Origin of the sequence: Acinetobacter sp. I-MWF (assembly GCF_025433935.1) — a bacterium.
GTDB classification, from domain to species: domain Bacteria; phylum Pseudomonadota; class Gammaproteobacteria; order Pseudomonadales; family Moraxellaceae; genus Acinetobacter; species Acinetobacter guillouiae.
Window position 1 is genome coordinate 918,070 of record NZ_JAMBAR010000001.1, and the last position, 14,036, is coordinate 932,105.

A 14,036-nucleotide genomic window follows, 5' to 3' on the forward strand; every position below is an offset into this window, starting at 1 on the left:
ATATCCGCTATCTTTTAATCTCAACTGTTTCATGCAGCCGAAAATAGACTGGTTTTCTCAAACATTCATTTAGATTTTTAATCAATCAAGCTTATTTTGCATTGGGATCAACTTGGACTAATCCAAAGGTATTATGATCTGCATCTAAAAAATAACCTTGCCAACATTTATTGGGAATAGCAAATTTCTCCATTGCTACTTGTCCACCTAAAGCTAAAATTTTTTCAGCAGTTGTATCAAAATCTTCAACTTCAAAGGAACAGGTAAAGGCATTGGTTCCGCAATGGGTAGGTGGTGTTTGAGCTGGACGCTCCAATAAGCCACCATGTATGTTGGCTGTTTCAATTTGAAAATATTGAATGGGTAGACCTTCAATTTTGCTAAATTTCCAACCGAAAACTTCATGATAAAATTTAACTTCACGTTCAGGGTTTGAAGACTGAATTTCAAAGTAGCTTAGTGCGTTCATTGTTATTGTCCAATTTTAAATGTTTTGATTAAGATAATAGAGTTTGCAAAGTTGTGATGTATAAATATTGAAAATGAAAGAATGAGGCAATTAAAAGTGATGTGTTATGGATAAAGAAAAATTACATGAATTACGCGCAAAAATTACCATTTCAATCGCAGATGCTTGCGCTTTATTAAAACAATATGATGAGCTAGCACATTGCATACAAGTTTATCATCAGCAGAATATTGAAAAAATTTGTGCAGCAACAGATTGTGAGGCGGAGCTTGCACAAGAATATTATGATGATCCGAGATATCATCACAATCTTGAAAAAATCATTCAAAAAATTAATGAATTTAATCAGCGAACAATCAAATTAAGCATAGATGAAAATCCAAAATATGTTGATAAAGTGGGTTTCTTTATTTGGGCAGAAGATGAAAACTTAGAGAGCATACAAAATAAACGCAATAGAACTTATTTTATTCCGCAAGATGATTTTGCTTATGTCATTAAAATATTTAGATCTTTATTTCCATTGTTTAGCCCACTGAGAAATGAATTTGAGTGTAGTTTTGATCCTTGTTCAGATAACTATTTTGATCAAAATGCCATACAAGACATTATCTTAAAAATTAAAGATCTGCATTTTAACGATAGCAAAGTGATGAGTTTTTTAGAAAAACTGGTTTGTTGTTTAGAGGAAAAAACACAAATAGGGACTTATGTCGTTATTTTTGGAAATCAATAAATGAAATCGAAACGGTAGTTAGAAGTCGATGTGAAGTGATTTAGTGATGTCGATAAGTTAAGACAAAACTTTTAAGCTTATTTAAAATTTTATAACCAATAAAATCGTTAAAATTTGGATATTTAATTCGATAATACTCATTCCAATAGCTGACAATTCTACTTTGAGTCGTTTGGTCATATTTGGGATTTTGCAGCATAAATGCTGCAAAAAGTCCTTGATTATTTGCATCTAGAATCGGTTCAATGGGCTCTAAAATTTCTTGAACATATTCACCCAATAACTGAAAAATGAAAGGGATCATAAAACTTGTAAGGTCAGTTTTAAGGAGTCTTTCGAGCGCTCTTTGCCGAACAAAACCATTGTGATGGCGAGTAAGAATACACCATAGAATTTGACGTTGTGTTAAAGAAAAATTATGAAACTCAATACATTGTAACTGAGTTATATAGATCTTTGATGGTACAACGATATGTTCGTGATGAATCAACACTTCGCATTGAGCGCTTTCATGAATTTTTATTTTTTTACTTTCTAAGTATTTTGATATTACTAAAACATCATCTAATAGAGCTTTAGGAAAAGCTCGGATTAACTTTAGATGATTGCTCACAGATTTGCTGCTCTCAGTTATTTTAAAGTCGGTGCAAAATGAAAATCATAACTCTCAGAAATAGGAATAATTTTTTTATCCACTTGTTCGATATCCTTACCTTCTTTGGTAAATAACATGGGCATAAAACTAAAGACTTGGTTGCCATTGAGACTTTGAAGATCTGTCTGCCAGTTTTGCCAACGGAATACTTTATAAAACTGAGCAATATCTCCATTGAATGCCCAAGTCAAAAATTCTGAATAGCTCACATCAAGATTTTCCCATACCAATGTATCTGGGGCAAAATAGTAAATCTTTCCAATTGCTTCACCTAATTTTCCATTATTGATAGCAAAGTAACCCCCTAAAACATCATCAGCAATCAGTAGATAGGTTAGCTCCTGATCAGATTGATGAAACGTTTTATGATGATTCCATTCAGTAATACCACGATCTAATTTTGGATGTCCTGAAGCTAAAATTCTCAACCATCCATGATCAATCAGTATTCCACCTGTTTCATAAATAATTGAACCCATAGGTGAACGTGTTGTGACTTGAATGTTCAGTAACTCTTGTTCAGCTCTTAATTTGTTCTTGGGTAAAACTTCAATATGGTTGGTGGCTTGAGTCATCCATTCTTGTACCAATATCCAGCCTGAATCTTCAATATTGATTAATTGTTCTAAAGTTTTCATTGTTTGCTGTTATCCAAATAATACAAAGCGCTTAAGTGGTTTCCCTCGGGTACTCTAAAATTCGAGGAAAATGGAAATCATAACTTTGTAGTGCAAACTTATACAATTGAGCAGGACGTTTGCCCGCAATTTTAGTTTGGTTTGTTTCCTCAACTGCACCAGCTTCAATCATACGCCGTCTAAATGATTTCTTTTCTAGGCTTTGCCCTAAAATAATTTCATAAATCTGCTGTAGCTCAGTCAAAGTAAACAGTTGAGGCATCAAACTGACGGGTAAGGCAGTATAACGTGCCTTACTGCTTAAACGGTCAACAGCCATATCTAAAAGCTGTAAATGATCAAAAGCCAAGTCTAATTTTTTTGCCTTAGCAATTGAAACCCACTCGCTATATTCATTTTGTTCAGTGGCAATCTGTTGGAATGCTTTGAAATCAATCAGGGCAAAATATAAAGCTGTTACAGCCCATCCACGAGGATCACGTGTTGCATTGCCAACCGTTGCAACTTGTTCCAAATGCGGTGATTGAAGTCCAGTTTTTTCAACCAATTTACGATGTGCTGTTGTCATCAAATCTTGATCTTTAGACAAATCGACAAAACCACCTGGGAGTGCCCATTTATCTTTTTGTGGGAAATTAGAACGTTTAATCAATAAAACCTGTAGTTGACCCGCATCAACAGAAAAAATTGCCATATCCACTGTAAGTAATGGAGATTCATAATCCTTTTTATTATAGTTAGAGAGAAATTCCTGTTCAGAGTTAAAGGTCACTGTAAGGCTCGCTTAATTTTATTAAAGTAACGGATTGTGTTGGATTATTGCAGGGTGGAAGAGATTCGCCAAGTAGAAAATATGTTTAGCAAGAATGAGATGGACAATGGCGCAGCCTAAGCGTAGAAACCTTGCTATAAAAGCAAGGTTTCTACAAATGGTTGTTATAACTGATTTGCCAATCGCTCCCGAATTTCATTCAAACGACACGCTCGAATCAATTGCCCATTTTCAAACACCGTTTTTAACTCACCTTGTTGCTCTTGTTCCATGGTTTGCTGATCAAATAACACAAATCCGTCTTCAGTTTTTTCTACACGAAGTAAACCTTTGGCAGATTTCTTTATACCAGAATCAGTGATCGGATCTTTAAACAATTCACGTGGAACACCGTTGACTTGTCCCCAAGTGGCTTTAACTGCAAAACCAAATGTGTCACGTGTTAAATAGTTATAAGTATAACTACCGATGCCAAAGACCAGATTATTTGAAGCATAGCCCTTCGCTTCCAGCCCTTGAACAATATTTAAAGCACGTTCCAAAGTAATCGAGTCACCATAAATCAAACCAACACGCTCATTTAAAACTTTATAGCCTTGATCTGTTTCGGTTCCGCCAAAGATTTCCCATAAACATTGCACAGCGCCTTTATAAGCTGGACTTCCCATTTCAGCTTCAGGGTCACCGCAAATGATTTTTACAGGATCACCAGAGTCAGGACGAAAAACCAATTTAGCCAAACCTAAAGCATTTGGCTGACGAGCTAGAATTTCATCTTTTAGCTCCACAGTAAATTCTGTAATCACTCGCCAAAAATCCCAAGTATCCGATACGATACTGACCACACCTGATGGATAAAGCTCAGTGATTAAACGTCTAAAAGTTTCAATTTCGTTGTCTTCACTGCCCATACACATCACACTATGTTCGGTTGCTGGAACTGAAACACCTACAATGCCGTCTGCATCGTAATATTCTTCTGCATAATCAATCGCTGAAACTGCGTCTGTACCGATAAAGCTGGTTAAATGTCCTACACCATTTTGTGTGGCATCATAAATCCCACTCATGCCGCGACTACTAAAATCATGGCCTTGTACAGCAACGAAGTCTAAAGGTGCACCTGTTTTAATCGCATATGCTGTCAGTAAGCGTTTGTATTCAAATGCAATCGTTGCTGTCGTACAACTTTTCCATAATTCAGCACTGAGTACTGTTTCTAAGTAGTTGGTTAACCAAAAGAACTCAGGTAGGGTATTTACAATAGTGAGTACAGGTACTTTTATATTGACACGACTGCCTTCTTCTAGCGCCTTGATTCGGATTGGTAAATAGCCTAAGTCATATAAAGCTTCGATATGATCGACTGGTACTACGCCGTCACCCAATGCGTTATCCATTCTACGTTTATATCTAGCAATCACTTTTGCCTTATCTTGTTGGAAAAAACCTTCATTCCAAGTCTCAATCAAAAAGTGTTTGATAAAGCCTTGTAGGCCAAAGAACACGATTTTATCGTCGAAATCAGGCAACATTTTTGCTAAACGAGAAGAGCGTGGCGTGAAATTGGCATAAACATATTCTGTGCCAACAGGATACTGACGTCTGTGATCTGCTTTATAAAAGTCAATTGCATTCAGTGGATTGATTTTTAAGCTCATTCTTATTCTCCAAAATAATTAAAATGAATTGAAACGACTAAATGAAATGACGTTTAGATTTGGATGTTCAGTTTGTGGAAAGCTCGTCGTAGTAAAAATTTGATCAACCAATCCTTCAAATACGTGCATACCTTTACTAAAGATCCCGTGAGTTACATACAAAATCACATGTTGGCAATTTAATTTTTTTAACTCTTGTGCAATACCAATAAAAGTTGCACCACCATCACAAATATCGTCTGTGATCACAGCTGTTTTGCCCGTTAAATCAGTTGCATTGACTTGAGCATTCTGAATTTTTCCTGTGACGGCATCACGGTTTTTTTCACAGTAGACCATTTCGATTTCGTGATCTCTTAAGCTATTGATGACCTTGGCAATCGTTTTAGTCCGTTGTTTTGCACCTGCATCTGGACAGATTAAAACGGTGTCTTGAGCAATTAAAATGTCTTGTAACTTTGAATTTTGCAGAATGATTTCACTTGGTTGAACATTCTCAATTTCAAAAAAATGGGTGTTTTCATTTAAAAGCTTTTCAGTAACACAACTATGTGCATCCCAAACTTTGATTGATTTACGTTGTTGTGGAAATTGTTCAGTATTGATATTTAATAATTTTGTCATCAGTTCTAATGAGAATGCCTGTCCCATCGCACAGATTCGATCTTGGCGTGCGTATGGAAAATAGGGGATTTCTAAATCAATTTCTAAACCTTGATTGAGTAATACATTTTCAATTAACAAGTAATCCATCAAATCTTGCGTATTACTGATTTTGGCTTGAATCTGAATTTGCCCTTTCAACGTTTTTAACGTATCTGCTGAAATTTGAACATGTCGTTCACCACCCGCAAACTGAATATTTTGAATAGGGATAATATTGTTGTTTGAATCTTTGACTTGGATAGACATGTTGCTTATACCTATAAAGTGGCTTATAGCCAATACATATATAGTGTCATAAAGCCTATTTAATTATCAATATTACTTCACAAAAGTTTACAAATCTGAGTTTTAGATGCTTTTTGAATGGATTTTTATTTAAGTAATTGTTTTGTATTGTAATATTTAGTGTGTGAGAGCGTGCTGATTTTTAATGCTGTCTATCATTCCAGATTTAACAGGTTTAAATCCCTAGACATTTATTATGTAAGAAAAAGCAGGGGATCACTAAAAGACGATAGCTATATAAAGACAGCTACGATAAAAAGTCCTTACTATAAGAAATATGCACTTTAACAAGTTAGGGGATATGATTCAGTCGTTGAAATATTCTTGTTCAACAGATAGAGAACAAGAGATTTTTTAAAAATCAAAAAATGCTTATGTGGAGTAAATCATATTGGTATTGAAAGTTCCTTCTCCACCTTTAGGGAAGTTTAGGATGAGGAACTTTTATGTTGAACTCAGTTTTAAAAAGGGCTTTTGAAAGAAGCCGAATAAAAATATTTTAAAATGATTTAAATTATTGAAGGCAGTTAAATAAAGTCGCTCTAATCCAAGAACACGGTAAAGTTTTCTATAGGTTCACGCGGGGTAATAAATGTATTTACAATATGATCTGGATCGGCATAGCCCAATACAACAGCACAGACTAACTCCTCATCATCAGGCGCATTGAGTACCTCTAAGACAATACGATGAAAATGATTCCAAGCAGCTTGAGGACAACTGTCTATACCGCGAGCTTTGGCTGCAATCATGACATTTTGCACCATCATGGAAATATCCATTTTAGCGCCAGTTCCCATGATTTTATTTACAGTAAAATACAGCACAACAGGTGCATCAAAAAGCTGATAATTTCTTAAATGTTGTGCCGCCATTTTTTCTTTTTCGCTTTTTTGAATCGCCAAAAGCCCATACAGCCCCCAACCATTTTCACGACGACGATCAATAAATGGTGAAATCCAAGTGGTTGGGTAGTATGAAAAGCTCGCAGTATGCTGTTCGGCAAGTTCTGGTCGGGTAAATAATTCGATTTGAGCAGCACATACACGGTCAATCATTTCTTGCCGTTTGTTACCAGTGACGACATATACTTTCCACGGTTGGGTATTTGCTCCTGATGGCGCACGACAGGCAACTTTTAAAATATCTTTAATAATAGATAAATCGATAGGTTTATCCAAAAATGCACGTACTGAATGACGGCTTGTAATTGCTTGATCTATCACTTGAACCTGTTCTAAAAGCATAAAAGTCCTTTATTGGTCTAATTTTTCATCAAATAGACTATATACGATAGTCGTAGAGGCGTTATATTCATTTTTTGAAATTTTAGCTAAGCCTTAGATTATATAATGATTATAGAAATACTAATCTGAAAAAAGAATTGAAATTAAAGTATTATTCGATAAAACTGATTTAATAAAGGGGTTGAGTTACGCTAGATTACAAAGGTGTAAGAATTATACACAAATTGTTACTTTTGGGTTTTAACTTAGTTTCAACGCTTTCATAATTTAATAGCAAGCATATATGTGCAAAGTTTTTTTTATGTGGTGTTTGAGAAACTACTGAAGAAAACAAGAAAAATTGATTTTTTAGCAAAGTATTGGGGTTAAAAGATCAAATTGTACGGATGCACATCATAAATAAGGCTAGGAGTATTTCATGAGTCTATTCACAAATCGCAAGTCATTGATCGTCAAAAGTTTAGCATTAACAGTAACAGCTTTGATGGTAAATACAGCTCAAGCTGCTACTGACAGTCAAGAGATTCAACAATTACGTAATGAAGTTCAAGAATTAAAAGCACTTCTTCAACAGCAACAGCAGCAAGTAAGATTAGTTGAATCTAAAGTTCAAGCAGCACCATCTTCTTCTTCAGTTGGCTTAAAGTCTAAGTCTGGTGCAGATATCAATATTTATGGTTTTGTTCGTGGTGATGCGAACTATATCATTGAAGGCGGTGATGACGACTTCAACAAAATCAGTTCAACCAATGGCGAAGCGAAAGATAAACTCCGTGCTACAGCAAAAACAACACGAATCGGTTTAGATTTTAATACACCAGTAGGCGATGCTAAAGTTGGTGGTAAAGTTGAAGTTGACTTTGCAGGTAATGGCGTAAATGAAAACCTTCGTATTCGTCATGCTTATTTAACCTATAACAACTGGTTATTTGGTCAAACAACATCTAACTTCCTATCTAGCCATGCGCCAGAAATGATTGACTTTGCAACTAACGCAGGTGGCGGTACTACACGTATTCCACAAGTACGTTATGCATACAATTTGGCACCGACTACAAAATTATTAGTTGCTGCTGAAGAGGGTAATAGTACTGGAGTTACAGGTACAGCAGTTAAATATAGTCTTCCTGTGTTAACAGGTAAAATTACACAATCATATGCTGATGGCAACGGTAATGCATCTGCACGTGTTTTAGTGGAAAACTATAAAGATAACAATGTTGGCAAAGACAAGACTGGTTGGGGTGTTGCAGTTGGTACAGACTTTAAAGTTGCTGACCCTTTAAAACTTTTTGCTGATGCATCTTATGTGGTTGGTAATAGCAACTACTTATACGGAAGTAACAATGCATATTCTGTGGTAAATGGTGATATTGAACAGAATGAATTCACTGCGCTTCAAGTGGGTGGGACATATAAAATCTTACCTAACTTACGTTCAACTTTAGCGTATGGTGCATTATTTGCTGACAACGGTACAGATTTTGCCAAAGCAAACCAAACTGCAAATGAAAAAATTCAACAAGCTTGGTTAAACGTGATCTATTCTCCAGCGAAACCGATTGATTTAGGTATCGAGTATATCAACGGTAAGCGTGAAACTTTCGCGGGTCAATCTTATAAAGATAACCGTGTAGGTTTAATGGCGAAATACAATTTCTAATTCCAACTTAGAAATTTATTGATCCAAAAAGCCGAGGAATGATCCTCGGTTTTTTAATGCCTGAGTATTCATGTCAAAAATAATCATCAAATCAATATCATTTCAAATAATGAATAATATTGTAAAAACTTAAGACATTTGCTTAAAAAAATGCATAATTAACCCACTTTTTTTGTATGTTCATATTATCGTATAGATAAATGACATGTTTTGGCCTGTTCTTGTAAAGCGAATGACTTATGAGGACTGTATTTCTCATTGTTTGATGAAATGATCTTTTATCAATAATAGGAGTAACATCATGACCATTTTCTTTTCTAAATTTTTGCAGCATTGCAATTCTGTTTATATCTAATCGCTAATGTATTTATCGCGATAAGCCTTTTTGATTTTCAATGTTGAAAATCTGCGTTTTATTTTAATTTTTTGTTGTATATATCAGGCAATTAGGTAATCACTAAATCTGAGTGATTTTAAGTCTGTTACTATGGAATAGCATTTCTATATCTATACAACAAAAAAATCTAGCCAAAGAATGGACAATTACTTATGGAATTTTCTTTTAATGCCTTCTATACGTTGATTGCAGCGGTCATCGTATTGTTATTGGGTCGTTTCCTGGTCAATAAGATTGATTTTCTCCGTAAATATAATATTCCAGAACCTGTTGCTGGGGGACTTGTTGCCGCAATTTTATCTTTACTCATCCATAATTTCTGGGGCTATAGCATTACCACGAGTAGTGAATTACAAACCAGTTTCATGTTGGTATTTTTCGCTTCAATTGGTTTAAGTGCAAATTTTGCAAAATTAAAAGAAGGCGGTTTTGGTTTAGTCGTTTTTTTAATTTGTGTTGCCTCATTTATTGTCGTACAAGACTTTGTTGGGATTGGATTGGCAACGGCCATGGGTCTAGACCCGCTGATTGGTTTGATTGCGGGTTCAATTACCCTCACAGGTGGACATGGTACAGCAGGTGCTTGGGGTGAGATTCTAGAAACCCAGCATGGTATTCAAGGTGCATTAGCATTAGGTATGGCAAGTGCAACCTTTGGATTAATCATTGGCGGAATCATTGGTGGTCCATTGGCCAAGCTCCTGATTAACCGTTATCAGTTATCTAATCCAAAGACACAAAAAGAAGTGGATGAGACCAATCAGCAAGCCGTTTCTGATCTTGGTGAATATGTTCCCTTTGAATATCCACATCAAGTCCGTTTGATTACTGCAGATAATGCGATTACTACATTGGGACTTTTTGCAGCATGTTTGGCTTTTGCTGAATTTATGACAGGTTACAGTAAAGGACAATGGTTTGAGCTGCCAACATTTGTTTGGGCGCTCGCTGGCGGTGTTATTCTTCGAAATGTGCTTGAAGGCATTTTAAGAGTTAAAATGTTTGATCGTGCGATCGATGTGTTTGGTAATGCAGCACTGTCACTTTATCTAGCGATGGCTTTACTTTCATTAAAACTTTGGCAGTTAGCAGATTTAGCCGGCCCATTGGTGATTATTCTGAGTGCACAAACATTAACGATGGCTTTATATGCTGCTTTCGTGACATTCCGTGTAATGGGGAAAAATTACGATGCAGCGGTATTGGCTGCAGGGCATTGTGGTTTTGGTATGGGTGCAACACCAACAGCTGTTGCAAATATGCAGGCTATTACCAATATGTACGGTCCTTCACATAAAGCATTTTTGATTGTTCCGCTTTGTGGTGCTTTTTTTGTCGACTTAATTAATGCAACAGTGATTCAATTAATTCTAAAATTTATCGCTTAATTTTTAGATTTAAAAAGCCAGTGATATCACTGGCTTTTTAAATGAAATTCAGCAAGGCATAATGAATAAATAAAAGGCTAGGAATACTGATAAAAATTGAAATTTTAAGTTTTAAACTCAATAGCATTAAACTGGTTGTGAGGATATCTAATGGATTGCCCATGGTTTTTTGTAGCATGGGGACAATCACAGACAGGATAAATCCGACAACTGCGGCATTGATGAGCATTACAGAATTTTCAATATAACGATTCTCAAGTTGCTTAGACCAGTAAGGCAAAGCTAAAAAAACAAAGAAAAAAGAAGGTAGAAATATCAATAGTGTTGTTATGGCCGCATTAACAATGGGAAAAGTGGTAAGGGGTAAATATGCACCAAGATAACTGGCAAAGCTAAACAGTGGTCCTGGCATAAATTGCGCAAGTGTGTAACCTAATTCAAAATCTTGTTTACTGATTAGCCCTGTATTGACAAGGTCTTGGTGAAGCATAGGAAGAACCACATGGCCACCACCAAAGACCAAAGCGCCTGTTTTATAAAAACTAAAACTGGCTTGAAAGAGCAGCTTGTTGGAAAAAAGCATTGCCAAGCACAAGGCTAAAAAGATTGAAATAAAGCCAATCAACCAGATTGAATGAAGACGATGAGCGGTTGGTAAGGTATTAAAATTTATATGCTGTTTTTCGATAGCAAGATCATTTGAATCCTTTTGAATATATGCAAATCGCGTCATTAAAACGGCTAAACAACCAGTACCGAGAATAATCACAAGTTGTATCCAAGCATTGGAAAACAGCAGTAGCAACCCTGTACTAACAAGCATTAAGGAAAAATGCAGTTTGGTTTTACAATAGCTTTTAAACATCTGCAAAAAAGCAAAGACAATAATCGCCAAGATGATCGAGTGGATTGTTGAAAATAAGGCTAAATTAAAAACTGGATGCTGCTGAATGAATCGTGCTAAGCCAAACATTAGCAATGCTGAAGGAAGGGTAAACCCAATCCAAGCCACAATTGCGCCTAAATGTCGATGTTGTAAATAGCCGATAGCCATACCCATTTGACTACTACTTGGGCCTGGGAGTAATTGGGTGAGTGCAAGCAGTTGAGCATATTGCTGCTCATTTAACCAATGCTTTTTCTCTACAAAAGCCTGTTTAAAGTACACTAAATGTGCGGCTGGACCACCAAAGCTACTACAGCCTAATTTTAAAAAAATCCAAAAAATTTCAAAAAGTGTGGGCATATTTTTAGGATGATTTTAGACACTGATTTTTTATAATCTAATCGAAAATCATGACAGAATAAATAAATACAACAGCAAATCATTGCAAATTATGCTTAGATACATGCGAATTTAGATTGTGCCATGATCTGAGAGTATATGTCATTGTTAAATAAAACCTTAGCTACTTTGTTTTGTGGTTTATTGCTAACTGCATGCGCACATTCACCCGAAAAAAAATCTCAAGCCAGTAGCTTAGCAACCCAACAGGTTTTAGAAGCCACTTCACGATTGGACAATACTTTTTATCAATACAAACAATTGTCAAAGAAAAAGCCTGTGATTGCTTTGGTTTTAGGCAGTGGCGGCGCGCGTGGTTATGCCCACATTGGTGTAATCGAAGTGCTGGAACAACATGGTATTAAACCTGATTTTATTGTTGGAACAAGTGCGGGAAGTATCGTTGGTTCAATTTATGCCAGTGGGAAATCGCCTGAACAATTACGTCAAATTGCACTCAATATGAAAGTGGGTGATGTACGCGATTTTAAAATTGGGATGAAAGGTTTTTTTGACGGGCAAAAAGTTGAGGATTATGTCAATAAGCAAATCGATCAAATGCCTTTGGAAAAGATGAAAATCCCGATGTATGTGGTTGCTACAGAATTACAAAATGGTGAAAAAACAATTTTTAATTATGGCAATACTGGGCAAGCCGTGAGAGCTTCTGTATCTATTCCAAGCATGTTTATTCCCACCAAAATTAAAGGTAAGGAATATGTTGACGGTGGTTTGGTTAGTCCAGTACCCGTGAATATCGCCAAAGAATTAGGTGCAGATATCGTGATTGCAGTGGATATATTGGCACAACCTGTTAATACTGAAACCACGAATGTCTGGGGGCTGTTTAACCAAAATATCAATATCATGCAAAATCGATTAGCAGCAGAAGAATTAAAAAATGCAGATATTGTGATTCAGCCAGATTTACGCGAAAAAGCGCATATTTTTGATGTAAAAGGCCGTCAGGATACCATGCAAGCCGGAATCGATGCTGCCAATCAACGTATGCATGATCTAGATGTGGTTATTGCCAGTAAGAAAAGTCTTGAAACTGCTCAGCAGCAATATCAAGTTCAAAACTAAGATCAATCGTAATAGATCGATTTAAAAATATTATACTTTTATCACTGTATGATTATTTGAATAAGGATGATGTGCTATAGCGGTCATCTGTTTATTTAAATCTATGATGATTAAATTTGTTATGGGTAAAAAGTAAGAATTGTGACACTATCCCACAGTATTCTTGGAATCATCCCTGTAAACATTGATCATTGTTATCAAATTCAACACCAATTATCGGATCAGCAAAGACTTAGATATGGCAAGATTGCAGCACGAATATTGAAAAAAATAGAAAATGATTGATAAACCAATAAGATATACCTCAAATAAATGACTATAGTCATAATCATAAATTGAGAGAATGGTCAATTGCCGAATTAAACATGTTTTTTAGCTGAAAAGATATATAATAATAGACTTAAATCTCCTGCCAAAATAGAGTCTAGAATACGATGTCTCCATTAGATCAAATGATCCCAGCTACAGATGACCAGTCAGAATTAACCATGTCCGTTTTGATGACCCCAGATATGGCAAACTTTTCAGGTAATGTACACGGTGGAACCATCCTTAAGTTGCTTGATCAAGTCGCTTATGCATGTGCAAGTCGTTATTCTGGTAGCTATGTTGTGACACTTTCAGTCGATAAAGTGAATTTCAAAGAGCCTATTCATGTGGGTGAAATGGTCAGCTTCCTTGCCAGTGTCAACCATGTTGGTCGTACCTCCATGGAAATCGGGATTCGTGTTGAAGCACAAAATATTCAAAAACGTACAGTACGTCATACCAACAGTTGCTATTTCACCATGGTGGCCGTAGATGAAAATGGTAAGCCACAGCAAATTCCAGCTTTAAATCTGGATAATGATTGGAAACGCTGTCGTTTTGAAGCGGCTGAGCAACGTAAAGTGGCACGTTTACAAGAAAATCATCATCCTTCTTGCAGTATCTATAAAAAAGCTTCAAATGGTTAATTGATCGCATTGCCCCCTCGTTGCCAATGAGGGGGAGTTTTAGATATTAATATTAGATAGTCTCAAAATTTAAATGAAATGTAGTCAGCGTGATACGACCTTTTTGACAGCACTAAGCTTAAGGTATAGACG

Annotated in this window: 13 protein-coding genes; 5 read left to right on the plus strand and 8 right to left on the minus strand. The window is 35.9% G+C overall.

Annotated features, from left to right (window positions below; genetic code table 11):
• Window positions 1-91: 91 nt before the first annotated feature.
• Window positions 92-469, minus strand: coding sequence for a VOC family protein (locus M2R48_RS04370; protein WP_262085201.1), 378 nt, complete (start codon window positions 467-469; stop codon window positions 92-94).
• 106 nt (window positions 470-575) lie between these two features.
• Between M2R48_RS04370 and M2R48_RS04375 the strand changes: the two genes are divergently transcribed.
• Complete coding sequence (locus M2R48_RS04375; RefSeq protein ID WP_262085202.1) at window positions 576-1,205, plus strand: hypothetical protein; 630 nt, start codon at window positions 576-578, stop codon at window positions 1,203-1,205.
• Window positions 1,206-1,245: 40 nt separating this feature from the next.
• Here the strand turns inward: M2R48_RS04375 and M2R48_RS04380 are convergent, their stop codons facing one another.
• The 6 genes from M2R48_RS04380 to M2R48_RS04405 form a co-directional block, all read right to left on the minus strand.
• The gene (locus M2R48_RS04380; RefSeq protein ID WP_262085204.1) at window positions 1,246-1,818 is read right to left on the minus strand and encodes a hypothetical protein; all 573 of its coding nucleotides are present in this window, start codon (window positions 1,816-1,818) and stop codon (window positions 1,246-1,248) included.
• A 17-nt stretch (window positions 1,819-1,835) separates the two neighbouring features.
• The gene (locus M2R48_RS04385) at window positions 1,836-2,498 is read right to left on the minus strand and encodes a DUF2625 domain-containing protein (RefSeq protein WP_262085205.1); all 663 of its coding nucleotides are present in this window, start codon (window positions 2,496-2,498) and stop codon (window positions 1,836-1,838) included.
• 31 nt (window positions 2,499-2,529) lie between these two features.
• Window positions 2,530-3,270: an NUDIX hydrolase gene (locus M2R48_RS04390; protein ID WP_262085206.1), complete on the minus strand. Its 741-nt coding sequence runs from the start codon at window positions 3,268-3,270 to the stop codon at window positions 2,530-2,532.
• 164 nt (window positions 3,271-3,434) lie between these two features.
• Complete coding sequence (locus M2R48_RS04395; RefSeq protein ID WP_262085207.1) at window positions 3,435-4,931, minus strand: nicotinate phosphoribosyltransferase; 1,497 nt, start codon at window positions 4,929-4,931, stop codon at window positions 3,435-3,437.
• Window positions 4,932-4,949: 18 nt separating this feature from the next.
• On the minus strand, window positions 4,950-5,843 hold the full coding sequence (locus M2R48_RS04400; RefSeq protein ID WP_262085208.1) for a phosphoribosyltransferase family protein: 894 nt from the start codon (window positions 5,841-5,843) through the stop codon (window positions 4,950-4,952).
• A 581-nt stretch (window positions 5,844-6,424) separates the two neighbouring features.
• The gene (locus M2R48_RS04405) at window positions 6,425-7,129 is read right to left on the minus strand and encodes a nitroreductase (protein ID WP_262085209.1); all 705 of its coding nucleotides are present in this window, start codon (window positions 7,127-7,129) and stop codon (window positions 6,425-6,427) included.
• 418 nt (window positions 7,130-7,547) lie between these two features.
• Between M2R48_RS04405 and M2R48_RS04410 the strand changes: the two genes are divergently transcribed.
• On the plus strand, window positions 7,548-8,792 hold the full coding sequence (locus M2R48_RS04410; protein WP_034610928.1) for a DcaP family trimeric outer membrane transporter: 1,245 nt from the start codon (window positions 7,548-7,550) through the stop codon (window positions 8,790-8,792).
• A gap of 549 nt (window positions 8,793-9,341) precedes the next feature.
• Complete coding sequence (gene gltS, locus M2R48_RS04415) at window positions 9,342-10,577, plus strand: sodium/glutamate symporter (RefSeq protein ID WP_004819437.1); 1,236 nt, start codon at window positions 9,342-9,344, stop codon at window positions 10,575-10,577.
• 37 nt (window positions 10,578-10,614) lie between these two features.
• On the opposite strand, the gene chrA is transcribed toward gltS, so the two are convergent.
• Window positions 10,615-11,823, minus strand: a complete 1,209-nt coding sequence (gene chrA / locus M2R48_RS04420; RefSeq protein WP_262085210.1) for a chromate efflux transporter — start codon at window positions 11,821-11,823, stop codon at window positions 10,615-10,617.
• Between the two features lie 138 nt (window positions 11,824-11,961).
• On the opposite strand from chrA, the gene M2R48_RS04425 reads away from it, so the two are divergent.
• Together M2R48_RS04425 and M2R48_RS04430 are read left to right on the plus strand one after the other, a co-directional pair.
• Window positions 11,962-12,948, plus strand: coding sequence for a patatin-like phospholipase family protein (locus M2R48_RS04425; RefSeq protein ID WP_262085211.1), 987 nt, complete (start codon window positions 11,962-11,964; stop codon window positions 12,946-12,948).
• Window positions 12,949-13,382: 434 nt separating this feature from the next.
• Window positions 13,383-13,904 (plus strand): acyl-CoA thioesterase, encoded by a 522-nt coding sequence (locus tag M2R48_RS04430; RefSeq protein WP_004722691.1) that lies wholly within the window; start codon window positions 13,383-13,385, stop codon window positions 13,902-13,904.
• Window positions 13,905-14,036: the final 132 nt, after the last annotated feature.